Source organism: Candidatus Poribacteria bacterium (genome assembly GCA_021162805.1).
Lineage (GTDB): Bacteria > Poribacteria > WGA-4E > B28-G17 > B28-G17 > JAGGXZ01.
The window spans coordinates 12,221-38,520 of the sequence record JAGGXZ010000088.1; the positions used below are offsets into that span (position 1 = coordinate 12,221).

General features: G+C 50.0%; 15 protein-coding genes and 1 pseudogene. 2 read left to right on the forward strand and 14 right to left on the reverse strand.

Features of this window, described 5'->3' with window-relative positions:
• Nucleotides 1-27: 27 nt before the first annotated feature.
• The 8 genes from J7M22_07135 to J7M22_07170 all read right to left on the reverse strand — a co-directional run bounded on the left by J7M22_07135 (nt 28) and on the right by J7M22_07170 (nt 7,513).
• Complete coding sequence (locus tag J7M22_07135) at nt 28-1,365, reverse strand: FAD-dependent oxidoreductase (GenBank protein ID MCD6506386.1); 1,338 nt, start codon at nt 1,363-1,365, stop codon at nt 28-30.
• Nucleotides 1,366-1,380: 15 nt separating this feature from the next.
• A complete protein-coding gene (locus tag J7M22_07140; protein MCD6506387.1) occupies nt 1,381-2,091 on the reverse strand; it encodes a glycosyltransferase family 2 protein in 711 nt (236 codons plus the stop codon).
• Entirely contained in the window at nt 2,088-2,894 is an 807-nt protein-coding gene (locus J7M22_07145; protein ID MCD6506388.1) for a sugar phosphate isomerase/epimerase, read from the reverse strand. Before J7M22_07145 ends, J7M22_07140 begins: the two co-directional genes overlap by 4 nt.
• 143 nt (nt 2,895-3,037) lie before the next feature.
• Entirely contained in the window at nt 3,038-3,793 is a 756-nt protein-coding gene (locus J7M22_07150; GenBank protein MCD6506389.1) for an ABC transporter ATP-binding protein, read from the reverse strand.
• Nucleotides 3,786-4,556 (reverse strand): ABC transporter ATP-binding protein, encoded by a 771-nt coding sequence (locus J7M22_07155; GenBank protein ID MCD6506390.1) that lies wholly within the window; start codon nt 4,554-4,556, stop codon nt 3,786-3,788. The genes J7M22_07150 and J7M22_07155 overlap by 8 nt, the downstream gene beginning before the upstream one ends.
• Nucleotides 4,537-5,493: a branched-chain amino acid ABC transporter permease gene (locus J7M22_07160; protein MCD6506391.1), complete on the reverse strand. Its 957-nt coding sequence runs from the start codon at nt 5,491-5,493 to the stop codon at nt 4,537-4,539. The genes J7M22_07155 and J7M22_07160 overlap by 20 nt, the downstream gene beginning before the upstream one ends.
• Entirely contained in the window at nt 5,490-6,380 is an 891-nt protein-coding gene (locus J7M22_07165; GenBank protein ID MCD6506392.1) for a branched-chain amino acid ABC transporter permease, read from the reverse strand. The genes J7M22_07160 and J7M22_07165 overlap by 4 nt, the downstream gene beginning before the upstream one ends.
• The gene (locus J7M22_07170) at nt 6,377-7,513 is read right to left on the reverse strand and encodes an ABC transporter substrate-binding protein (GenBank protein ID MCD6506393.1); all 1,137 of its coding nucleotides are present in this window, start codon (nt 7,511-7,513) and stop codon (nt 6,377-6,379) included. The genes J7M22_07165 and J7M22_07170 overlap by 4 nt, the downstream gene beginning before the upstream one ends.
• Before the next feature lie 231 nt (nt 7,514-7,744).
• On the opposite strand from J7M22_07170, the gene J7M22_07175 reads away from it, so the two are divergent.
• Nucleotides 7,745-9,214 carry a sulfatase-like hydrolase/transferase gene (locus tag J7M22_07175; protein ID MCD6506394.1) on the forward strand — a complete coding sequence of 490 codons (1,470 nt, stop codon included), beginning with the start codon at nt 7,745-7,747 and terminating at the stop codon, nt 9,212-9,214.
• Between the two features lie 117 nt (nt 9,215-9,331).
• Here J7M22_07175 and J7M22_07180 read toward each other — a convergent pair whose 3' ends face one another.
• The 3 genes and pseudogenes from J7M22_07180 to J7M22_07190 all read right to left on the reverse strand — a co-directional run bounded on the left by J7M22_07180 (nt 9,332) and on the right by J7M22_07190 (nt 12,483).
• Nucleotides 9,332-10,762, reverse strand: coding sequence for a sulfatase (locus J7M22_07180; GenBank protein MCD6506395.1), 1,431 nt, complete (start codon nt 10,760-10,762; stop codon nt 9,332-9,334).
• A gap of 228 nt (nt 10,763-10,990) precedes the next feature.
• Nucleotides 10,991-11,110, reverse strand: a pseudogene (locus J7M22_07185) (hypothetical protein).
• Nucleotides 11,111-11,175: 65 nt separating this feature from the next.
• Complete coding sequence (locus J7M22_07190; GenBank protein MCD6506396.1) at nt 11,176-12,483, reverse strand: sulfatase; 1,308 nt, start codon at nt 12,481-12,483, stop codon at nt 11,176-11,178.
• A 214-nt stretch (nt 12,484-12,697) separates the two neighbouring features.
• Between J7M22_07190 and J7M22_07195 the strand changes: the two genes are divergently transcribed.
• Complete coding sequence (locus J7M22_07195) at nt 12,698-12,850, forward strand: hypothetical protein (protein ID MCD6506397.1); 153 nt, start codon at nt 12,698-12,700, stop codon at nt 12,848-12,850.
• Nucleotides 12,851-12,901: 51 nt separating this feature from the next.
• Here the strand turns inward: J7M22_07195 and J7M22_07200 are convergent, their stop codons facing one another.
• Genes J7M22_07200 through J7M22_07210 form a run of 3 tightly spaced genes read right to left on the reverse strand, consistent with a single transcriptional unit; the run spans nt 12,902 to nt 26,220 of the window.
• Entirely contained in the window at nt 12,902-15,508 is a 2,607-nt protein-coding gene (locus J7M22_07200; protein MCD6506398.1) for an Ig-like domain-containing protein, read from the reverse strand.
• 14 nt (nt 15,509-15,522) lie between these two features.
• Nucleotides 15,523-22,173, reverse strand: a complete 6,651-nt coding sequence (locus J7M22_07205) for a PQQ-binding-like beta-propeller repeat protein (GenBank protein ID MCD6506399.1) — start codon at nt 22,171-22,173, stop codon at nt 15,523-15,525.
• Nucleotides 22,174-22,200: 27 nt separating this feature from the next.
• Nucleotides 22,201-26,220, reverse strand: coding sequence for a peptidoglycan DD-metalloendopeptidase family protein (locus J7M22_07210; GenBank protein MCD6506400.1), 4,020 nt, complete (start codon nt 26,218-26,220; stop codon nt 22,201-22,203).
• Nucleotides 26,221-26,300: the final 80 nt, after the last annotated feature.

A 26,300-nucleotide genomic window follows, 5' to 3' on the forward strand; every position in this document is an offset into this window, starting at 1 on the left:
ATGCCTCACCCTCACGATTGAGTTTTTCTATCTCATCTGGGCCAGGGCTATCTCGGCGGCGTTGGCGATCTGATATGCGATCGGCGAGGCGGTGAGCGCCGGATGTGTTCCCATCTGGAACATAGCGATCTGATCGGCGTGCATCTGTCCCTGTATCATCGCCGATATCAGGTTTATTATCTCCCCGGCGCTATCGCCGCCATGGACACACCCGCCGATGAGAACGCCCGAATACCTTCGGAAAACCAGTTTCACCTTCGTCAGTTTAGCGCCGGGCATCCCGCCGGGGTGTCTGTTGACGGATTCCGAGACGCCCACAACGAAATCTATCTTCGCATCGCGGGCCCGCTTCTCATCGATCCCCGCGAGTCCCATGGCCACGTCCCCGATCTTCGTCGAGAAGACACCTATCGTCCCTTTATTCTCACGGCGCAGTTCGAACAGATTAGCTCCTGCTATACGGGCCTCGGATGTGGCGATCGATGCGAGTCTAAGGGGAGAGGGTTTGCCTGTGAAGAAACTGAACTTCTCCGCACAATCGCCTACGGCGAAGATATCCGGATCGCTCGTCACCATATGTCTATCCACGGCGATCGCCTTAAAGGGACCGATCTGCAGGCCTGCTTTCTGAGCCAGCTCCACGTTCGGTCGCACGCCGATCCCCAGTATCACGACGTCCGCCTTTATCCTTTCACCGCTTTCAAGTTCCACGTATTCAACCTTTCCATCTCCGACGATGGCCTTGGCCCTCTCGCTGGTTCGAAGCTGCGCGCCTCGTTTTGAGAGCTCCTCCTCAGCCATCACGCATACTTCCTCCTCGAACACCAGCGATAGGCAATGGGGGAGCATCTCGACCACGGTCACGTTCAGGTTCCCGCGCTTACAACATTCATCGGCGATCTCCATGCCGATGAACCCCCCGCCGATAACCACCACGTCCTCGGCCTCATCCAGAGCATGTAAGATTTCAGCCAGATACTCCACATCTTTCTTGATCGAGAAGACGTTTTTCATATCCACGCCCGGTATCGGGGGAACGAGAGGCACGGAGCCTGTTGCCAGGATGAGTTTCTCATAACCGATCTCCTTCCCATCGGCCGTCGCGACGGTTTTGGCCTCTCTGTTGATCGAGACCACCTCGTCTATGATCAGCTCGATCTCATTCTTGAGAAGGGGATCGTCCGACGAGAGATTCTTCTCCGGCGACCCGAGGGTGCCGAAGATGTAGGGTATCCCGCACGGAATGGGAACCCTCTTCTCCTTTCGGATGAGGGTTACCTTGGAGTCGGGGTACTGCCTTCTGGCGGTGAGAGCAGCTGTAAGCCCTGCTGCACTGCCCCCGATGATCAAAACATCGCTCTTCATCTTTACCTCCTTTAGTTAGTCTCTTAGTTTAAATTTGACAATGTAATATATCGCAGCAATCCCGTCCTTCCACTTTATCTTCTTGCCCTCCGAGACATCCCTACCGCTATATGAGATCGGAACCTCGTATATCCTGCACCCGATCCGGGCGAGCTTCGCCGTTATCTCAGGCTCGATCTCAAACCTGTTCCCCCTCAAGTTAAGCCTTTTAAGCACATCCGTCCTTATCACCTTATAACAGGTCTCCATATCTGTCAGGTTGAGGTTCATCAACATATTTGAGAGGAAAGTCAAGAACTTATTGGCCATGTAATGCCAGAAGGATGTGACCCGACGGGTGGTTCCGCCGAGGAAGCGTGAGCCGTAGACGACATCCGCCCTGCCGTCGAGGATCGGCTCAAGGAGCCTGGGATATTCGCTTGGGTTGTATTCCAGATCGGCGTCCTGGATGATGACGATCTGGCCGGTCACATGCTGAAATCCCGTCCTGAGAGCAGCTCCCTTACCCATATTCCTCTCATGGAGGATGATCCTCAAAGAGGGATCCGCCTTTTGGATCTCGCTGAGCTTCTCACGTGTCCCATCCGTCGATCCGTCATCGACTATGATTATCTCCTTCTCAAGCGGTATACGGACAGCTTTAACCTTTTCAAGGACCTCCTCGATGGTGTTCACCTCGTTGTAGACGGGGATCACCACGGAGAGTTTCCGGAACATCTCGATCATCCTTTCATCCCGTCGATCGCCTCTCTGAGCTGGCGGATGCCTTTCAGCATAAGCTCAGGACTGCCCCAGTGTTCTATACTCGCTGCGCCTTCAAATCCATCCTCGATCGCGATCTTGAAAAGCTCCTGATATGTCAGATCCGTCTCACCTATCGGGTTGAGCTCCTTCCGCCTGTTCGGCTTGACGTGAAAGTGTGAGATCAACCCCTTGATCTGCGAATATCCGTCGGGGTAAGGCACTTCGCCGCAGCGGTAGCTGTTCATCACATCCCAGCAGACCGTCGCGGCTTTGCTTCCAAGGGCATCTGTCATCATGCGTGCCTCCCTGCATGTGCCGATCATGGTTGAACCTTCGGTTTCAAATGAGAGGAGCAATCCCTCCGCCTCAGCCGTCCTGACGATGGGGGTAAGGAGTCTGACGAAGGTGTCGAGGTACTTCTCCAGATTCGGCCTTTCCCCCTTACCCCGTTTTACATTCCAGAAGGAGAAAACTCTAATCACCTTAGTATCGAAGGCATGGGCCAGCTCGACCATTCTGCCGAAATATCTGAGATGTGTCTCGTATTCCTCTTTCCTATCGTAGTGGCATTTACCCACCGGCGATCCTATACATGCGATCTGAGCGTTATATCTGCTCAGCACATCCTGCATCCTTTTAACGTCATCGTCATCTATAGTGGTGACGCTCTTTCCCCAGAGCCCACCCCTTATCTCCACGGCTTCGGCACCGGCTTCGACTCCGAGCCTAACCGCCTCGTCGAAATCCTTTGAGACCTCATCGGCGAAGAAACAGACCTTGATCATCTCAACCTCCGGCGGCCATATCCTAAGATAATATCCAACCGGAAGCTATTATATCACAACTTGATCCTTATCTCAACGATCATATTCATCGCGTGCGCTTATCCTCCTCGCCTCCAGGGAAATCGAGGCGGTCTCGATTATGTCTATTGACCGATGATCCGATCAGGGGAGTATATCCTCCTGTAACCTCTTCCAAGGTAGGCTCTCATGATATCCCTGTTCGACTCGAGTTCATGTGGCGTTCCCTCAAGCACGATCCTCCCCGTCTCCATTACGTATCCCCTATCGGCTATTCTCAAGGCGGCCCAGGCGTTCTGTTCCACGAGCAGGATCGTCACCCCTTTCTCCTTAAGGGCGGAGATCACCTTGAATATCTCAGCGGCCACCTTCGGTGCGAGCCCCATCGAGGGTTCATCAAGAATCAGGAGCTTAGGATCCGACATCAGAGCTCTGCTTATCGCCAGCATCTGTTGTTCACCTCCGCTTAAGGTTCCCGCGATCTGATCACGCCTCTCGCTCAGGATCGGAAACAACCCGAAGATCTCCTCCATTCTCGATAGTATCTCATCGCGGGTCCTCCTGGAGTATCTGGGATATGCTCCCAGGAGGAGGTTGTCCATAACGGAAAGGGGGGCGAAGATACGTCTTCCCTCAGGAACCATCGATATACCGAGCTTGACGATCCGTTCCGGAAGCTGACCGGTTATCTCCCTACCGTCGAAGAGTATCCTGCCGGATTTCGGGGTTATAAGTCCGGTTATGGATTTAAGCAGAGATGTCTTTCCCGCACCGTTAGGGCCTATGAGCGCCACGACCTCGCCCGGTCGGACATGTATTGAGACGCCCCTGATAACCGTTATCTTGCCGTAGCCCGCCGTTAAACTCTGAACCCTAAGCATTTTCACTTCCCAGGTAAGCTTCTATAACAAGTGGATTGTTCTGAACCTCCTTTGGGGCTCCCTCCGCTATCTTCTTGCCGTTGTTCAGCGCGACGACCTCGTCCGATATATCCATCACGAGCGACATGTCATGCTCGACCAAAAGCACGGTGATTCCGTTTTGACGGATCTTCAATATCAGCTCACCCAGCTCCTCCGTTTCAGCTATATTCAGCCCGGCGGCCGGTTCGTCCAACATCAGGAGGATCGGTTGGGAGGTCAGAGCTCTCGCGAGTTCGACCATACGTTGTTTCCCCAAAGGGAGTTCCCCGGCCAGCCTGTTTGAAAGGGGCTCCAGCCCCATGAAACTGAGCGTCTCCTTCGCCCTTTCGGCCATCATCCTCTCCTCCCTTCTCGTCCAGGGCGGTTTGAAGATGGAAGAGAGGAGGCCCGATCGGCCGATCCTATGGAGGCCCACCATCACGTTTTCCATCACGGTCATCTCGGGGAAAAGCCTGACGTTCTGAAAGGTTCGGATGATGCCTAGGGAGGCTATATGATGTGGGGACCGTCCGCTTATCCTCTCTCCGTTGAAGAGGATCTCTCCTGAGCTGAGCGGATAGAAACCGCTTATCAGATTAAAGAGCGTGGTCTTGCCAGCGCCGTTAGGACCTATGATGGCCTTTATCCTGCCGCTCATGACCGAGAAGGTCACCCCGTCCACCGCTTTGATTCCGCCGAAGTTCTTGGAAACATCCTTTACCTCAAGCAACGGTTTCTCCATCCCTCTTCCTCCTCAGGATAAGGCCAATCAGCCCCCTGGGGGCGAAAAGCATGACGAGTATCATTATAGCGCCATAGACAACCATCTCGTAATCTTTGAAGGCCGTCAGGAACTGAGGCAATGCGGTCAGGATCGCCGTTCCCAGAAGCGCTCCCCAGATATTGGTCATCCCGCCAATCACAACCATCGTGACCAGTTTTATGGAGAGCATCAGGTTGAAGGTGGTATATCCTATAAAGCCCTCAAAGTGAGCGTAGAGCGACCCGGCTAGAGCGGCATAGGCGGCGCTGAGGACAAAAGCTTGGATTTTAAGCTTCGAGACGTTGACCCCTAACGCCTCGGCTGCCAGCTCATCCCCGTGAATCGCCCTCAGAGCTCTCCCCACGCGCGAGTTTATAAGGCTGACGGATAGAAGCAGAACAAGGCTGAAAAAGGCCCATGTCATATAATACTGAGATTCGGAGGATATAAGGCTTAATCCGCCGAGGGAAAAGGGAGGTATGCCGATCAATCCCGCCGGATCACCGGTTAGCCAGTTAAGTTCTTTGAGGAAGACGTAGACGATCTCGCCGAACCCCAGGGTAGCCATCGCAAGGTAGTGTCCTTTAAGCTTTAAGACGGGTATAGCGACTGCGTAGGAGACCAAGGCTGTGCCCGCTACGGCTGCCGGCAGGGCCAGCCAGGGTGATATCGGGAGTTTGACAGCCAGAAGCCCCGAACAGTAGGCTCCCAGTCCGAAAAAGGCGGCATGACCGAGGGATATCTGACCGGCATATCCCATAAGCAGCGATAATCCCGTCGTGATGATCGAGTAGAGCAGGATGACGGTCAGCACTCTGATGTAAAAACCACCCGCTTCCAACGGCATGAGAGGCAGCGGTATCAGGCCCGTTCCAAGTAGAATGAGGATGAAGATCAGGTAATCTCTGTTCCTCATGCCTTTTCCACTTCTCCTCTGCCCAGAATTCCGGATGGCCGTAGGAAAAGGATCAGGAGCATAACGATGAAAGCTATAGCGTTTTCATATCCCGCGTATCCTATCGGAGCGAATCCGACGGCGAGTTTCTCCAGCACGCCGAGCAGGAATCCACCGACCACTGCTCCCAGGAAGCTGCCTAATCCCCCCAGGATGGCGGCACAGAACCCCTTTAACCCCAGCATGACGCCTACGTTATAGTGGGTGAAGACGATCGGGGTTATGATTATCCCCGCCACCGCGCCTATAGCGGCGCTTATGGCGAACGACCAGAGCGTCATCTTCCTGGGGCTTATCCCAACCAGGGTCGCGGCCTCGCTGTCAGCGGCTGAAGCACGCATCGCCTTGCCGAAGAGGGTATATCTCTGGAAGAGGTGTAACGCACCCATCAGGATCGCACCCACGCCTATCACCCAGAAGCTTTGGGGCAGGATCGAGGCCCCTAGGATCCTAATCGGTTTATCGCCCGTTATGCCCGGCAACCTATAGGCATCTTCACCCCAGATGAGGATCGCAGCGCCTCGTATCAGGATCGAGGCTCCAATCGTGATGATTATGAGCGTGATCGGGGGAGCCCCCTTGAGGGGATAGATCGCCCCCCTTTCAAGCAGAGCCCCCACGGCTGTCACCGACAGAACCGATATGATAAAGGAGATCCACATCGGCAGTTTCAGGGCACCGGTCAAAAAGACCATCGTCATCCCACCCAGCATTACGAACTCGCCCTGAGCGAAGTTTATGATGCCGGTGGCGTTGTAGATCATGTTGAACCCCAGGGCCACAAGCGCATATACGCTGCCGACGGTTATCCCCGATGCGAGATACTGAAGGAAATAGCTCAGCTTCATTCAAGCAACGTCCACTTGCCGTTTACGATCTTTATCAGCACAAAGGCCTCTTTGGTAAGACCGTTATGCTCCTCGGGGGAGAAGTTGAACACACCGCCGGTGCCGATGAAGTTCTTCGTCCTTTCGATGGCGTCTCGGATCTTAGCCCTGTCCGGGCCGGCCTCTTTAAGCGCCTTGATCACCAAATGCAGGGCATCCCAGGCATGGCCGCCGAAGGTATCGGCGTCCTTGCCGTATCTCTCCTTATATGCCTTGGCATAGCTCGCTAGGACGGATTTCTGAGGATCGGTATCCGGTAGCTTATCGTAAACCAGAAGCTTGCCGGCGGGGAAGATCACCCCCTCGGCCGCATCACCCGCCAGCTCTATGTATCTTCGGCTGGCGATCCCATGGCTCATGAAAATCGGCACGTCAAACCCGATACGCCTGGCATCTCTGGTGACTATCGCCGCGCCGCGGCTGGTATCCCAGCAGATCAGTGCGTCCGGCTCCTTCGCCTTGAGTTTGGTCAGCTGGGATGTCACATCCGTCGCCTCGGCATAGCTCTCATCGGCTATTACCGATATCCCGTATTTCGGCCCTAACTTCTTCATCTGTTCGAGCCCGCTCTTGCCATAGTCGTTTGCGTGATAGATGGCGGCTATCTTCTTGATGCCGTGTCGCTGCATGTAATCGTAGATCCTTTCAACGGCCAGCGTATCGGTCTGTGGAGTCTTAAAGACCCATTTCTTAACCGGCTTGACTATCTTGACGCTGGCGGCACACGAGACAAGTGGCACCTTATATCTCTCGGCCAAGGGTACCACCTTAAGCGAAGTGCCGCTAAGGGAGGGTCCAATTATGGCCAGAACTTTATCCTTCTCTATCAGCCTCTGCACCAATGTCCTGCACTCCGTCTCGTTCCCCTTCGTGTCGTAGATGATCACCTTCAAGGGATGTCCGTTTATCCCGCCCTTTGAGTTTATATCCTCCACGATCATCTCCACGGTGTTTCTTTCGGGAACGCCCAGGGAGGAAAATTCACCTGTGATCGAAAAGACAGCCCCAACCTTGTACTCCTTAGCGGCGAAACATAAGACGGAGACGAAAGCCAAAACGCCGACCATAATTAAGGCCGTTAGACCTCTCTTCATAGTTAAACCCCCTTGAAGTAAGTTGTTGCCGATAAATATACTATCCTGAGCTATCGCTGTCAAGCCCTTCGCATTTTGAATCTTCTAAACTCCCAATAAACGTCTACCTTGATAGCATATAAATTGCGCTCTCAAGAGCCTCTCATTTTCTCACGCATCCCTCGTCTAATGACGGTTGCGAATTCCCCGTCGCTGATGTATACTTCTCGCTGGGATAAAAGGAGGGATGTGATGGTGACAAGACGAGATTTCCTGAGGTTTTGTGGCGTTGGAGTTCTCTCCGGAGCTCTGTACGGGGTTCACTCCAGCGCGCCCGCTAAGGAGAGACCCAACATATTATGGATCGACACAGAGGATCTCTCGCCGGATCTCGGATGTTATGGGGAAAAGCTAGTTGACACGCCAAATATAGACAGGCTGGCAAGCGAGGGGGTGATCTTCACCAACGCCTTCGTGACCGGTCCCGTCTGTTCATCGAGCCGTTCGGCCGTCGCCACGGGGATGTATCAGACAAGCATAGGCGCACATAACCACCGCAGTAACCGAGACAAACCGCTCCCCGAAGGGATAAAGCATTTCTCCCACTACCTGCGCGAGGCCGGATATTTCGTATGCAACGGTCAGGCGCTCAGCGGAGGGGGACGGGGCAAGCTCGATTACAACTTCAAGTTCTCCTTCGAGGAAGCATTCGACGGGACGGACTGGAGCCAGCGCAGACCCGGGCGACCCTTCTTCGCCGAGGTGCACTTCTCCGAGGCCCATCGAACCTTCCATCACGACCCCAATAACCCCATCGATCCCGACAAGGTGGAGATCCCCCCCTACTACCCCGACCATCCTCTCACGCGTAAGGATTGGGCGCTTTATCTGGAGACGATCCAGATATTGGACAGAAAGGTAGGGGAAATCCTGAAACGGCTTGAGGATGAAGGGTTGGCCGAAAACACCGTCGTCTTCCTCTGGGGAGATCACGGAAGGGCTATGGTCAGGGGAAAGCAGTTTCTGTATGAGGGCGGCATAAGAATACCGCTGATCGTGAGATGGCCGGGAAGGATCCCGCCTGGAACCGTAAGGGATGACCTCGTCAGCACCATAGATCTCACGGCCACATGGCTGCGGATCGCCGGGGTGGATGTGCCGGATCACATGCAAGGCATGGACCTGTTTTCGGACGAGACGGCCGAGCGTGAATGCATCTTCGCCGCCCGAGATCGGTGCGATGAGACCGTGGACAGGATCAGATGTGTCAGAACAAAAAGGTACAAATACATCCGTAACTTCCTCCCCGATAGACCCTACACACAGTTCAACGCCTATAAGAAGCTTCAGTATCCCGTCCTGACCCTGATGGAGGTCCTGCACAAACAGGGTAAGCTGACCCCGGAGCAAGAGAGGTTCATGGCCCCCACCCGCCCTGAAGAGGAGCTTTATGACCTTGAAAACGATCCTTATGAGCTGAACAACCTCGCCGACGATCCGAGATATCAGGATGTTTTAAGGGAGCTGAGAGGTAAGCTTGAGAAATGGATCGAGGAGACGGGAGATCAGGGCGAGATCCCCGAGGAGCCTGAGGTGCTGGAGTATTGGAGGAGGGAGGCCGTTGAACGTTTCGCCAAACGGATGAAGGAGAGGGGGCTGAGCCCCGATATCGGTCCGGAGGAATACCTCAGGTGGTGGGAGGAGAATCTGCTGGGCAGTTGACAGAATAGATCCAGATACTCTCGCGTAAGGCGTATCGCGTAGAGCGTGATATCGCGTACGGAGTTATCTCGCTCCGCTCCTTACGCCTTACGCTTTCGGCGATTTAGCGAGCAGATATCATGAGGGCAAGGATATCCCCAACCTCTTTTCGAGATGTGCTCGCATCTCCCTGACGACGTCGGGATGTTTATCCACGACGTTCACTTTTTCGCTGGGGTCCTCCCTCAGATCGTACAGGCACGGGCCCTTGCCCCTGTTTTCACCCTTTGTGTGCTGGAAGTAGTGCCATCTCAGATCCCGAACAGCGGCGAAATTGCCGAACTGGATGAAAACTCTATCGTGGATGGACTGAGCCTCACCCGTGGCGAGTTTCCAGAAGCTATCGCCGTCCATCTCATATCCTTCCTCGATCCCAAGCATGTCGAGGAAGGTGGGGGCGTAATCGACGGCGCTGACAAGGGCGTTCACCGTTTTCCCCCTGAAGGATCTATCCGGATGGCGGATTATGAGGGGCAATTGGGCGACGCAGGAGTTTAAAAGCCCCGGCGTCTTCTGAACGCATCCCTCCTCCCCCAGATGTGTGCCGTGATCCGTGCTGAAGACGATGATGGTATCATCCATTAACCCCAGTTCATCCACCCTTTCGAGAAAGCGTCCTATCCACATGTCCACGAACGAGACCTCAGCGGCATAAAGCGCTCTGATCGCCGGCAGATCCTCCTGCCGGATGTCCTTCAACCTCACACCATATCCGAAGAGGAACCGTTCACATGGATATTTGTCGTAGTACATTCTCCGGAATCTCTCGGGAGCGTCCCAAGGCTCGTGCGGATCGAAGGTATCGACCCACAGCATGAAGGGTTTGTTGTTCAGGTTCCTCTCCAGCCACACCATCGCCGATCTGAAGGATTGGGCGCAGAAGTAATCCTCCTCGCTCCGGATGTCCTGCGTGTTCATCATGTACTGCCGCATCTGTCGATCGTAGTTCTCATTCCACAGATGTGCGGGCATATGTTTTTTGGGATCGAACCTCTCCTTCGGTCCGGACTGCCAGGCGTCGAATTCCTGTCCGCGGATCCACTGCCATGAGTCGAATCCCTTATGGAAGTTCATGTTGGGCTTGAAGTAATGATACGTGTCGGTGATGAAGGCGGTCGTGTAGCCGTGTTTTTTGAGTATCTGTGGGAACGTGATGTCATTGTTCCTCAGCGGTATCCATCCGCCATGCACCTCCATGGGGATTATGCTTTTCCCCGTAAAATAAACCCTCCTTGCGGGTATGGTGGGCAATCCGTCGGCGTAACAGTTTTTAAAGGTCACGCCCTCCGAGGCGAGCTGATCGAGGTTCGGCGTTTTGATCCAATCGTTGCCGTAACACCCCAGATGGTCCGCCCTGAAGGTATCGGCGATGATGACGATCAGGTTCAATTTCATACCTCTCCTCCTTTTGATCTTCGATAAGGGCGCGCCGTCCGAGCCTATCGGCATCATAGCTCCCAGCACGCCCATCGAAGAGGTGATTATGAACTTCCTCCGGCTCATCCTCATCTCAAACCACCCCGTACATTAAGGAAGAGCTAGGAACGAGGATTTTTATCGCCCGGTTCCTCGCTCCTTTCTCCTCGCCCCTGATGTTATTCATAGCGATATTTAACCGTCCACGGATCCTTCGTCTCCTCCTGCCAGGCACGGAGCTTACTCTGAAGCTCAGCGAGCAGATCTTCGTATTGAGGATCGTCGGACACCCGGATACTCCCTCTCGTTCGCAAAGCCATTTCCGGCGCGATGCGGGTCGCTCGTGCAGAAGTATAGAAAGAATGGGCGCGGGTCATCCTGCTGGATGAACTCTTTAGCCTTTTCGGCCATCGCGACGGGGTTACGGCTGCCGCCAGGAATGCATGGAAGTTATGATAGGCGTGCTGATGGCCGTTTCCTCAGGCTCAATATCCCACCTCCCGTTCTCATCTCCCTGATCTTGATCGGACTTTAGCCACCTGCTCCCACATGGGATCAGGCCGGCCTTTTAGGTTTTCCTTAACCCATCCGTCAAGCTTCGACCTCATCTCCTTCAGCCTTCCCCCTTCCCTCTCCGTCAGGTTGATCACCTCCATCGGATCGGATTTCACCTCATATAGCTCCTCCTTGCCGCTGAAGTAATTGCGCATGTATTTCCAACTCCCCCGCATGTAAGCCCGATACTCCTGATCCTCGACGAAGATCTCCTCTCTCGTCCCTTTTCCTCCCTCTATCACCGGTATCAGGCTTGAGCCGTCCATCTCCGGCATCTTCTCCTCATCGAGCCCCATAAGCTCCAGGATGGTGGGAGCTATATCGGCCTGTTGGACGTATCCCTCGATGATCTTCCCCTCGGGAAGGAGATTTGGGCATCGGATTATGAGGGGTATGTAGATCACCGCCTCATGCAACATCCCATGCCCGTACATGCCGTGCTGACCGAGCTGTTCGCCGTGGTCCGATGTGACGATCAGGGCGGTTCTATCGGCTATGTTGAGCCTCTCGAGCGCCTCCATCACCTCGCCCACGAGGGCGTCCACATATCGGATCTCGCCGTCGTAGAGGTCTATGGTGACCTTGGACTGAGCCGGATCGGGGTCCCAGATCTCCCCAACTTTACCCCATCCGGGCACATATTCATAGCCCGCCAATGCGGTTTTGACGACCAGGTCGTCCAGATTTCCGGGCTTATGTGAGAAGACCTTTCGGTACTCCTCAGGCTGGTTGTATGGCGTATGAGGGTCCCAGTAGTGGACGAAGAGGAAGAAGCGTTCGTTGCTGTGTGACTCGAGCCAGGGGATAAGCCGTTTGTTTATCTCCCCTCCCACCACATGGTGGTGTATCGGTTTGGAGGTTCGGGTGAGGTTAACGTAATACTCGAATCCCCTGACGAACTGATCCATATGTGAGGCGAAGTTGATGAGGTTATCGAAGGCAGCCGTGGTGCAACTCTGAATCCCATCCTGAATTATCTCAGGGAGCGTCGGGATGGAGTCGTCGAAATCTATCAGATTCGGCAGGTTCCATGGCGTTAGATAAAACCGGTGATGGATCGGTGAAAGTCCGGTGATGATGGAGGTAAATCCCGGACCTGTAGCTATGGCGGTGGCGTGGGCGTCTTTGAAGAGCACCCCTTCCTCAGCTATCTTATCGATGTTAGGGCTTGTGTTGCGGAAATACCCGTAACAGCTCAGATGATCCGCCCTGAGCGTGTCTATCACGAACAGGATGCAATTCAGATCTGAGCTTGACATAATCTTACCCCCGGGCTATGTGGACTCGTCCTCCATTTTATCACCATCCAAGGTCAAAATCAACCGCCGATTATCTGAGAGGCAACGCCAACCGTTACCGTAAAATTGATCGATAGGGACCAGGCATGCAAAGAAGAATGCCTAATCCCTACAAATTTATCTCTATGATCAAGCTCGGTAAAGTATACGACAACTTGATGGTGGGTGTTCAGGCGTGGATTATGAAACCGCCGGACGGTTTCTCTCCATGGCAGGCGGCAGCGCTAAGACGGCGATCGTCATGATCAAAAGAAAGGTCGATAGGGAAACGGCGGAGAGGCTGCTCGAAAAGGCGGAGGGGAATCTGAGGAAGGTCATCGATTATTAGAAGACCCTTTCCCTTTTTCCTTAGCCTTTACTTTTTCAAGCGATATGAGCTTCAGTCTTGAGCTAAAGTTCCCCCTTCAACAGGGAATTTCTCGATTTTACCGACCACCTTCTTCAAAATAAGGGTCGCATCGAAGGGATCAAGCACGCCGTTTCCGCTCACATCTCCGATCCGAATCTGTTCCTCTGAAAGCTGAATTTTTCCGACCAAATACAACAGGATAAGAGATGCATCGTATGCGGAGAGAAAACCGTTCCCGCTCACATCACCATAAGGAGGTTCCACGATGATCTTGCCGTTTTTCGGATCGACCCTAAGTCTATTGCTATCCTCATCTGTAGCGGTTTCAATTGTGAGAGTCAAAGGAATCTCATGAGGTTTGGTTCCCTTCTCTATATGAAATGGAATTGAGAAAAGCAAATCCTCACCCTCAAGGAAGAAACCGTTTCGAGCTACGGTGAAGACGGCGAATGTTAAATTTCCTGAATTACTAGGAAATCCCTCAGGATTGGTAACAACTCTAGCTTTCTCCGTGAGAAGAGGCCCTTTCTCCGGAGCTTCAGGAATGCTTAAGTATTCTCCATCGTAACTTAAGACAAATTGAATAGATGCTATCGGCCGGTTTGGATCTTGACCCGATAATCTGATTTTGACATGGACAATCTCATTCGGCCTTCCTATGATGCTTTCAACGACAAGCTTGGGAGGTTTTGAAGCAGGATTTAAAGCCGGAGCCGGGATGGCACCCTGAGATTCCCTCTTAGCCGGGAAATCCTCCTGAGGGATAAGCCCCACGCCAAAGCGGGCGATCCGTAAAGCGTCATCTATATCCAATTTCCTATCCCCAAATTTGCCGTTGTTCGGACCGCCGGGAAGGCCTGGAGAGGGAGCCACATCTCCCAGGGCCATATCCACCTCTGTGGGCGTGATCAGCCTTGCGCTGATCCGGGCCACCCTTAAGGCGTCGCCTACATCCGTTTTACCGTTACCCTGAGGATGCCCTCCTGTGCCGGGCACAGGCGCGATATCCCCCCAGAGTCCCAGCGTTTTAAACTCCCATTTATCAGCTAATCCTATAAAAAGTGGTGCTATGGGATTTCCCGCCCTATCCTCCGCGGAATCACTTATCGTTACGAGATAAGTGGTGCAATAAGCCAGATCCTTCGCAGGCTCGAAGATAAGGATGTTCCCCTCCCACTTTCTGCTTCCCTCAACAGGCGGAGCCCAAGGATCAAGAGGTTGAATCGAAAAAGCGTTTTCAGTAACGTTCTTGATCATCTCTTCAGAAAACTCTACTCGTATGGCGCTTTTAACGGATATATCGTCCCCCATCGGGCTTTTGCTCAGTACAGCGGGCGGTGTCATATCGAGGACGATATTATCACTGTAAACTTCGCTCTCATTACCCGCCGCATCTTTATATTGCACATATACCGTCTTTATGCCGTCGCCCGAGGTAAGCGACCAGGATTGAAATGTGGCGTTAAAACGCATCCAATCCGTCCAATCGCCACTTTCATTTTTCAGCCGCATTCTATCGACACCGCTGACCCCATCATCGGCGGATAGGTTTAGGGTTACCTCGGTTGTATTTGTGAACTCCGCATCGTTATTGACCGATATCTCTCCCGTTGGCGCAGTTTTATCGATCCGCAGGGATATTGACCTCTCCGATTCTCGGTTACCGGCATTATCGAGAGAGCGATAGTGGATGGATGTTACCCCTTCGTTGGAAACGGTAAAGGGACCGGTGTAATTCTGCCAGGAGCCCGAACCCAGTCTGTATTCTCCCCTTTGCACCCCCGAAGCATTATCGCTCGCTGATAGAGTTATCTCTACGTTAGAGATATACCAGTCGTTATCTCCTTGTGTACCGGCAAGAGTAAGTATGGTTGTTGGCGGCGTCTTATCTATCTTTATTTCCGTAGATCTCTGAGGTTCAACATTACCGACGTTATCCACGGAGTAATAATATACTGTTGTGATCCCTTCCACGCTGAGGGAAAATTGGGAGGAATACGTCTTCCACTCTCCGGAACCGATCTTGTACCTTATCTCTCTGATGCCTGATATATCCGTGGCGGATAGACTGAGGGTGACATCCGACCGATACCATCCGTTATCCCCCTGAGAACCGATGATGGAAAGCTGGGTGGTCGGCGGCGTCGAGTCAACGATGATCGCACCCGTAACCGATTCCACAGGAATCTCGAAGCTGTCTTTATCGGTGGCCACATCAACTTGAACGGCTATGGGGATTCTCTGATCGGCAAGATTTGCCTTAACCTGGAAAGGTATCGAGACGAGCAGATTTTCCCCACTTTTATAAAATCCATCCTCAGCGATGGTGAAGGCGCTGAATACCAGACTCCCTGAGTTGCTCGGAAAGCCCTGGGGATTTGTAAGGACGGTAGCACCTTCAAGAAGAGGACCGCTTATCGGTTCCGAGGCTATACTTAACAACCCTCCATCATAAGTGAGCGTGAACTGGATAGCCGCCACAGGGCGATCGGGATCTTGACCCAATAGCCGTATGGGAAGTTCGACCGATCCCCCCTGTGCGGCGGAGATTTCATCAACCTTAAGCTCCACGGCGTAAGCGGATAGCCCGCCTGTCAAAACCATCAGAAATGATAATATGACCGCTTTGTAATTCATCCCTCTTCCCCCTCCTACTTTTCTATCGTCATCCTCCTTATAGCCTTATAATTTCCAGCTTGAATCTCACAGAAATATACTCCGCTCGCCACCCGTTCTCCGTTCCGGTTAAGTCCTCGCCAATACGCCGCTCGATCCTTGGTGAGATAGAAACCAGGAGGTTTTCGCCCTAAATTGAGCGTTCGTATCAGCCTGCCTTCGATATCGTAGATCCGAATTACCACATCCGATTCCTCGGCAAGCTGAAACGGTATCCACGTCTCCAGGTTAAAGGGATTGGGATAGTTCTGGAGCAGAGCTGTATCGGCGGGTAGATCTTTATTAAGGATGAGGATCCTTCCGCCTTCGGCCCTTATCGGGATGCTACCGCCGTTTATATCCGTGGCCACCTCGATTTCAAGTTTCACGTCCATCTCCCCCGGCGGATTATCGGTTAAAGCTTGAAAGGGGATCGTAACCAGGAGGTCGTCGTTTTCTTGATATAGACCGTTTTGGGCGAGCGTGAAGAGGCTTATAATTAGATCTCCCGAATCGCTTGGGAAGCTCCGAGGATTGGTGATCAAAACAGCTCCTTTCAAAAGCTCTCCCTTAATTGGATTCCCCGCGATGCTCCAGAACAGAGGATCATAGCCCAAGGTAAATTGGATAGCTCCGACCGAACTAATGGGTGATTGATCTACCAATCTGATATTCACGTTGGCAATTCCATCTTGAAGCGCAGCAGTTTTTTCAACAACAATCCTGAGTTGCTTCAGATCAGCATAGGCTGGCCTTGGAGGAGTAGGTGGAGAGGCTTTCCTCGCGGGAAAGTCCTCCTTATCGATCAGCCCGACGGCGTAACGTGCAATTCGCAGGGCATCCCCAACGTTCAGTTTCCCGTCCCCAAATTTGCCGTTGTTCGGGCCATTGCTAGGGCCGGGGGAAGGAGCGACATCGCCGAAGATGAGATCCAGCGGCGTGGGGGAAACCAGTCGGGCGCCGATACGGGCAACTCTCAGGGCATCTCCTATGTTAACTTTGCCATCGCCCTGTTCCCGACCATCCTTTCCCGGCAGCGGAGCCACATCGCCGAAAAGCCCCGTTGTAAACGACCAGCTTGTCGAGACGGGATTGCCGGCCCTGTCTTTGATACCGGTGATCTTGACGGTGTATTCAGTGTTCTGTTCAAGCTCTGCTCTCGGATTGAAGATGAGTGTGTTACCTTTCCATGTGATCTCACCCTCGAGCTGCGGGGTAATTGTAAAGGCTTTCCCAGCGCTGTTTTGATCCATTTCCTCCGAAAACGCCACCTTGATCTCAGATGTCGGGAGCACATTACCGCCTTCAGGCTCTTTGCTTAAGATAGATGGTGGAGTAGTGTCCAAGAGGATGGTATCGCTGAAGGCATCACTCCAGTTTCCCGCCACGTCTTTATACTTAACGTAAACCGTTTTAGTTCCATCCCCTGAGCTAAGAGTCCACTGTTTGGTTGTTGAGAAAGGTTCAGGCGTTGACCATGTATCTCCGTCATTGCTGAACCTCATCTGAGCGCCTTCACCCATACCGCTAATCGCATCGGAGGCCGATAAGGTCAGGGTGACAGGGGCGGAGTTGGCAGTCTCCGCTCCGTTGTTGATGGAGATACTGCCGGTTGGTTTCGTCTTATCTATTTTAATCTCCCTTGAGCGTTCATCTTCTTGGTTATCGGCATTGTCCACCGAGTAGTAATATATCGTCGTTATGCCTTCGGTTGATATGGTGGATGGGGAGGAGTAATCCTGCCATGACCCAGAACCGATTTTATATTTGGTTTCTTTAACGCCTGACCCTGTATCAGTGGCGAATAGGGTGAGGGTGACATCGGAGATGTACCAGTTATTATCCCCCGCTGTCCCTGAGATAGAAATAGTAGTTTCCGGAGGGAGGCTATCGACAGTAGTAGTGAAGCTCCAGGTATTGCTGCTGACCTCGGGATTTATCCCATCGGAAACCTTAACATACCAGCTATATTCGGTCCCATAATCAAGTCCGGCCCAGGTAACTGAAGGCCTGGTGCCGCTGGCAACCTCGCTCACGCTTCCGATAACGCTATCGTCTGAAGCATCATAAAAGGTGACCGTCATCGGATCTCCATCAGGGTCGGTGACCAGGACGCTCAGCTCAGGTGAGGTGGAAATATCCGCAGCACCATCTGCAGGCGAAGGATTGCTCAGCCGACTTGGAGGTTGATTGAGAAATTCAATAACACCGTCCTTCCAGGGCCCCACTAGCGGATAGCTATCCTTATCTCCATCTATGCTGTAAGGAGTATCGCCAATTCCATCCCCATCGGCATCGCTTCCCTTATAATTGCTCCAGTAGTTGCCGAGGTAGTTTGTGTATATTTTGCCATTGTAGGTGTAGGTTATCTTTTCTTGGGAATTCCAGATGTTAGTTGAATCAGAATGTGCGTCGGTTAGGCTGTTCAAGTATATGCTGTTATTGCTTGAAGAAAGGATAAAAATACCGAAGCCTCCATTTGGGGTGCAACTATTATTTAAAAGAGTATTGGTGTCCGAATACCTCAAAACAATGCCACCACCACCGTTGAGTGTACATGTGTTTTTTGAAAGTATATTGTTCGAAGAATTTTCCAGCCAGATGCCGGTGTTGTTCTGGTTACATGTGTTGTTTGAAAGGGTATTGCCATTAGAACTAAATAAGAAAATGGCTCTATTCGAGTTCGAGCTACATATGTTGCTTAAAAGGGTGTTGTTATTAGAGGAAGATAAGTAGATACCTTCATTCCTGCTCGAATTACATAAGTTGCTTGAAACTGTGTTGTTGTTAGAGCAGCTTAGCCAGATGGCGAACATCTTTGATCTGCTACATGTATTGTTTGAAATAGTATTATTGTCAGAAGAATATAAGACGATGCCCTCCTCGTAACTCGAGTCGCATATGTTATTTGAAAGAATACTGTTTGAAACGTTATCCAGCCAGATGCCTCGGTTGTTCTTGCCTGCGTCCCAACCGCAGCGATTGTTCTCAATAGAGCAATACTCGACACCACTAAGATATATCCCAGCACATCCTAGTTTTGCCCCACAGATACTTAGCCCTCTTATAGTTACATAATCGGCGGTCACCTCAAATACATGGTTATCTTCATTTGCTGCCCGAACAATTGTTGTTTCAGCCTTTTTCTCTGATCTTATCGTTAAGTGATCTTTGTTCACCTTCACATTTTCAGTATAAGTACCAGGGTAAACAATAATAGTATCTCCAGGACTGGCAGCGTTCACCGCATCCTGAATTTTAGTGAAATCGGCACGGGGATAATCCCGGAAGTCGTCGTCAACGTGCCAAGTTCGAGGCTCTTGAGCCAATGTCTTCCCCTGAGCAATATTAGATAAGGTTGACCAGTTCGGAACTTCATCCGCTGCCTTCAACGCGAAGTAATATGTGGTATCCGGCGACAATCCGATGATCGTAAAACTTTCCCTGGAACCAGCAGGTTGGGGTTCAAGTTCCTCCTCATACCGGATCGCGGCATCCCAATTGAATGGAGAGCTCGTCGAATACCTTATCTCATACTGAGATGCTTTTCCTACTGCTCCATCATCTCCCGGGGCGGTCCAGGTAAGAGTGATAGAATCAGAAGTTGAGCTTGAGACGGTGAGATCCACAACCGCTGAGGGAGGAATAGTATCTGGGGGTGGAGTGCTGCCTTCAATAATAACCTCTTCTCTATCAATCTTTCCCTCATAGCTTGCCTCAATTATAACTTTCTTGTTCTCATATGTATTATTGATTCCCCGAAGCCCTAATCCTTCTATCTTTCCATATTCAGAACCACTGATCACCCTGTAGGAAGCCTCTGAGGTCACATCCTCCTGGCTTCCATCCGAATAGAAGGCTATAACCTTAAAGCTGGTGTATCCATCACAAGTTATGCTCTCAAAGTCAGAGGTAAGCTCAATGGAAGTAAGCTCGCGAATTGTTACAATCTTACCATCTGACCAATCTGAAATAATACTGGTATCAACAGCACATCTGGCCCGAACTCTGATCGTATATGTTCCCGCACCTGACCATGAATGGGATTGAGTGGATGGACCCCAGGAGGAATAATTCTCATCTCCCCAATCAAATTGGTATTGAACTTGATGATCCCAACTACAGCTTGAACCACCTGCGCTAAAGCTAAGAGTTTGATTTACATCCCCACTTGATGGTCCGCTAGGAGCATAAGGCTTAGATACAGTATGAACATGCTTTGTAGTGAAGCTCCATATCTCTGACCAATCGCTTGTCCCTGCAGAGTTAGATGCGCTTACCCGCCAGTAGTAAGTAGTAGAGTATGATAAACCCGAGATAGATTTGGAGGTAGTTGTCAAATTGGATTGATCAAAGATAGGGCTAGAGAAATCTGGGTTGTCATCTACAACCAACCGATAAGATGTTGCTCCACTGGAAGGATTCCAGCTAAGGGTCAGTGAGATTGGGCGACCTGTTAAACCATTTGAGGGAGATACCAGGGTTGGTGGCGAAGGTATTGGCATGCTTCCAAAAGCATATAAGTGGAAATCCTGATCAGCTATATAGACCTTTCCATTAGCTATCGCTGGCACTGAGAAGAAAGAACGATTTCCGTAATCTATACTCCATAGAAGTGAGCCGGTTGAGGCATCCAAAGCAAGTAAATCAGCGTCTTTATCGCCCCCTATTCCGATATATAAAACATTATTAGCAATAACAGGTGAAGACGCTATTTCCGTGTTGGTATTATACGACCAAATTATACCTCCACTATTGGCATCAAGAGCATAGATGGTCCCTTGATAATCGGCAATATAGACTTTACCGTACGCGACAGCCACAGAACTCTGTCCTCCATCAGTCCTTCTTTTCCAAATAACAGAGCCATTGACTGCATCTAAGCAATAAGTATATTTATTGCCTGATCTAAAATAAACTTTGCCACCACTAACCGCCGGAGCATTTTGAATACTTCCATTATAACCCTCGTTATCCGTATTGTAAGACCATATTAAGCGACCCGTATCCGCATCGAGCGCATAAAGTCTATGATCATCCGAGCCTATATAAACAATACCGTTTGAAACCGCCGGTGAAGAACGCACATAACTACCCGTAGTAAAAGTCCATATTTCAGATCCAGTATTTGCATCCAAGCAGTAAACTTTCTTATCATCTGCCCCGAAATAAACTTTCCCGTTTACCACAGTAGGCGACGATTTAAAAATATGGGCACCTATTGTGTAGCTCCATTTTAAACTTCCAGTAACAGCGTCAAAAGCATATACAGTTCCATTAGAGTTTGAATTGCTCGCGCCAGTGATATATACAATTCCACTTACGACTGCGGGAGCAGTCGCGTCTACATAGGCATTCCCTCCAAAATTATAACTCCAAATCAATGAACCATCTTCTCCGTCTACTGCGATGACATCATCACCAGACATATTGTGAGTTCCCAGATAAACTATTCCATTTGCTATTGATGGAGAGTATCCTCCTCTACAATAGTAACTCCATATCTTTTCTACTTGAGAAGGAATTTTTATATCTGGAGAGTATCCTGTATGCTGGGGATCGTGATGGAACATCACCCAATCGCTCTCTGATGGAACGATCACTCGAACAGTAAGCCTTCTAACTGTTGTATTATGGTTGACGCTGTTATCATAAGCAATTACAGTGACAATATTAGAGCCTTCCCTCAAAGTAATATTAGCGCTCCAATTTTCCGTGCCTGAAGCTGGTTTTCCATTAACAGTGATCTTCCAAATTCCGCTTTTATCGGAAGCCGTCCCTCTAACAGTAAGAGAAAAAGTATCGGTTGTATAATTGTCGGGTGGGAAAAGAACCGTAAGCTCAGGGGGATCTGCATCCACAGTGGTTTCCACGCTACCTTCAATATCTCCCTGAGCCCCATGGCAAGTGTAGCTCCCTATACCTTTCCGCGTTCCATCTATTTCAAACCCATCAATACTTCCAGAGACCAAAGGGATATCTTCTGCGCAAAAGATCACCTCCTTATCCGTCTGGCGGACTACTGTCCAACCGGCGGGAGCTCGGGCTCCGGTGATACCGGAGCCTATATATCTCCAATTTGTCACTTTACCTTTCGTCCATGTGAGCTTATAACGCCATGTTGGGGGACCCGATTGAACTACTGAAACAAACCCAGCGCTACTTGCACTTTCTAACACTAACTCGTGTTTGCCATGGGACAAAGTAAGGGATTTTTTACATCGAAGGTCTACAATACCATCTTCCATCCGTATAAATATAGACTTATCCCCCGGTACCTGCGACACATCCCATTGGAGTATCATCCCCGCATCAGAATTTACTTTTAACTCCCACTGATGCTCCTCACCTGCTCGCTTAATGTCCTTCTTGAGCTTGGGGAAAAGAGGATCTTTGATCCAAAAACCTGCACTTAGGGTAGGTTGACCGGGAAGAGAAGGAAAATCAATGGGTGGTAAAACCACATCCATAGAATCCTGATTATCTGAGGCTTCCGAATTTTCACCAAAGATCAATTGAATCGGGCTTACTCCCCCTCCATCACGGTTTGCTGTGATGGAAGCTTCCCATCCTGCTGCTTTGAGAGAGGAAGGGAATATCAGAAAAGCTATGAGAAAAACCAAAGCAACCAATCGTCGGGATAACATTTAACCACACCCCTTTATAGAGGAAAATCAACGAGTAATTGTTAGCTTTCGTGTTTGAGTAAAATAGGGTGTCTTTAAAGTATAGAAGTAGATCCCACTGCTTACACTCTCCCCTTGTTGATTCCTTCCATCCCAGTAAATTGCTCTCCCCTTTCGGATGTATTCCCCCGCCAGTTGATTATGAAGCTTGAAGCGCTTCACTTCTCGTCCCATCATATCGTAGATGATCAGAGTTACACTGCTATCCTCCGCCAGCCGATAAGGTATCCATGTCTCAGCATTGAAGGGATTGGGATAATTAGGCAAGAGCTCCGTATGTTTAGGCAATGAACATCTAGCATCTAGAACTATCGTAAGATGATGTTCTCCTGATGGCAAGGTTAATCTTCCAAGCTCATCCATCTTAATAATCTTGTCTTTATACAAAATGACACTCCGGTATTTCGGCGGTAGATGATACCATCGAATCTCACCACTTTCCGGTATCTCTATAAATAGCTCCCAAACAATATGAGAACCTACCTTCTGGATTGATCTGTCGAGCAAGGGGAAATGTCTATCCTTTATTATCCAGTAAGCCATAATGAGGTTTTCCCCACTCCCTGGCGGCTTCGGAGGAATAGGACAGTCATACAGAACATCAAAACCAGGGGACGCAAGCGGATGCATGCCAAAAATCAATTCTTTATGCTGTCCAGACATGCAAATATTGATTTTGCCTTGCCAAGAAGCCTCCGTGGAAAGCTGAGAAGGTAAGGCCTGAGATGGAGCAGGAGGTATTCCTGAAGCGTTAGCGTTAATGCACAAGGTTGCATCCTGAAGGATCGCTATGAAATACGCTTTCCCAGGATCCAAGGTGTCTACAATTTCGAAACCTTTCACTGGATCCCAGTAGAAAACGCAGGGATATAAAGCATCAGGAGGATCCGTTCGAAGAGCGCTTACAGGTAAAGAGGTAGCCACACTCCCTATCATATGCCAACCGGCTTTTACATGACGAGTTAGACTGTCTCGGGGTTGATATTGAATTGGAACCTCTATTGGCTTATCGCCTATAACACCGATAATATATCCCACACCAAACTTCAAAGTGTCAGCAAGAACGAAACCTAGCGGATCCTGCCTTAAAGTAAACACAAACGGGCCTTCTTGGCCCTCCCAGCTTATTACGGGTATTGACTCCCGCCCTCCAAATAAATCGGCCACATTGGGGTTAACAGGATCACCGGGAATGGAAACAAAGTTCAGACCCGGATGGAGAGTAAGAGAGATGATATGAGAAGCAAAAGAAGCACCGGTGTTATCATAGCTCCATCCACTTTCTAAGTCGCTTTCATCCAAAGCGAAAACACCAAAGTTAATGGCATTACTCGCTTGTGGCCAGTTTCCATTAAGCTTGAACTTCCATGTTAATCGGTACCCGTTAGTTATAGGAACGCTAACAACATCGATTAAATCAAGGTAGTTAACCCCTTCCTCTCCCATCCAAGGTGAGTACCAATCACCGGGCTCATGCCACATCATGGTAAGAGGTTTCGTAGGGTGAGAGAGCCGCAAATAACAAAATTTAAGGTTGTCTTTCCCATCAGGATCAAGGTATTTGGCGGTCACCGAATAAACAGTATTAGGACTCATTTGCTTAGGCTGACCAGTTATATCGGCGACAACTGGTGGATGATTACTAGTCAATGTTCTAAAGGTCTTATCTAATCCGTAGGAAATTCCTTTACTATTCGACGCACATGCTCTGAAGTGATAAGTAGTATTCTCCTTCAAATCGGGTAAATCCTGTTTGAAAGAACCAACTGCTGACATAAGAACTTTATTCGTAGAAAACTCATAATTTGTCGATGTTCCATATTCAAACCATACTTGGCATGTCTCTCCCCCTGCATCAGCAAGATAACCGTTTAGCGTAGATGATGAAACATCTATATCTGATGCCTCAATGGAAAATACAGACGGAGCATACGTTATCGGTCTATTTCCTATTCCAGATATTTCAAACTCGCAGATAGGCGGATTACCGCCCAATCGTGTTTGGATCATGTACGTTATCTTTGTCCCTAAAGATTTTATTTGCTCGAAGATACTCTTAGCTATACCCAGGATCTTGTCCAGAGCCATATCGATGCCTTCTTCCCTGGCAACCTTGATAACAAAACAGCAGAAGTTCCAAAGCGCTTTTAGATATTCCTGCTCGTTGATATGGTCTAAAGTTTTCCTGAGCGATTCATCATCCCCATATTTCTGAACGTAACCAATTAATTTTGAAATATCTCCAACAATATCTCCCGTAATTCCAGGGAGAATCGGGGACAAGCGATTAATAACATCTATTGCAAAGCTTAACTTTCCAAATGATGCAAAGACTTGAAATTTATCTCCATCACCGCAGAATTTAACCCTATACGTAATCTCCTTTCCAGGAGGAACAAGCCTCACGCCATCACCGAAGGTCTGTTGCTGCACCCCTTCTCCTATGCAATCTATCTCTAGGATTCTATTAGCGGGAACAGGTATAAATTCAAGCCAAAGTCCGGATTCATTTTTTACTGTTAGCTCGGCAACCCAGTAATCATTGACCTTAGAGGGGGAAGGTGGTGTACTGAAGGTTATCAAACCAGTTCCGTTAGGCTCAGAGGGAATTATAACTGCCTGAGAAACTTTCCCTCGGACAATAACCTCTTCCCTATCAATCTTTCCCTTATAGCTCGCCTCAATTATAACTTTCTTATCCTTATATGTATTATTGGTTCCCCGAAGCCCTAATCCTTCTATCTTTCCATATTCAGAGCCATCGTTAATTACCTTGTAAGAAGCTTTTGAACTCACATCTTTCTGAGTGCCGTCGGAATAGGAAGCTATAACCTTGAAACTGGAATATCCATTGTGAGCTATGGTTCCGAAGTTAACTGTAAGATCGATGGAGATCAAAAATGATAAATCACTAGAGTCGCCTCCGAGCCCCTCAGGCTCGCTCTCAGTCAAGATTCGTCCCACGTTTTTGATCCAATTCGCAGTACCTTCAGGGCACCATTTTGGGCCAATTTTTTCTACGGTATCTAGCCCTTTATTAAGATATTCTTCCCTCAAAGTTCGAGTTACCCAAAATATACCATCTTCATAACCTGTTTCCATGTAAATGCCCTTACCGGGGATAAAACCGGGAGCATCACTGTAAGTATTTCGATTAGTATCAGGATCCCATCCAGGTTCGAAACCCGACCAACAGCTCCCTTCCGGCTTCCACCCCCATGCGTTATATTGATTACCACATGGATTCTTCCCAAAGCTGCTTTCTGCCCCTGCTATGGCCACGATGAAGCGCGGATCCACATTGAAATACTTTCCCCATTTGACAAAATGCTCGCCTTCCTCTCTCATCGGGCTGTTTTTCTCTTTAAGATACTCATTTATTAGATTGGCAAGAGCTTTATCGTTAAGGTCAAGCCAGCTTGAAGAAGACATGGAAGAAAGATAAGGTATGGGATTAACCCAGCCAACATCTCTCGGATCAACATCAACAGGGGTTCTCCCCCAACCAGTAGAGGGCAGCTCAGACCCAATGTTGATGCCGAAGTGCAGGTGCGAAGGAGATCCTGCTTTTCGAATTCCACCTATGGGCTGGCCTGGTTCGACTGTGATTCCTTCCCTGACAGAGTCATAGGCTAAGACATGACCGTATACCGCAAGGAAGCAATATTTCTCTCCATCTTTCCAACATTCATGGCGAATGATTATCACTAATTGCATGGGATCAGAAGAACGTTCCACCTTCACAACTTTACCTGTAGCGATAGAATATACAGAGTGTCCTTCGTCTGCGTGGATATCCACCCCTGCGTGCCGTTTCCCCCAATTCTTCTTGTAAACTTCCGAGTCAAAATCATAGTTTGGGTGTGTAACTAACATAGTTCCTTCTCCAAGTGGGTTTCTCCATCCCTTTGCCGCAGCACCCGACCAATCTATGGTGTATGTAGATACTTGTGGGTTGTAAGTTACTGTGAATTGTCTTGATGCCGTAGCACCTGTATTATCCTTCAACGTCACCGTCCAGGTCCATGTTTTAGGCTGAGTTCCACTCTCATTGTATAGCACCTTAGGTCTTAGAGTCATGGAAGTAT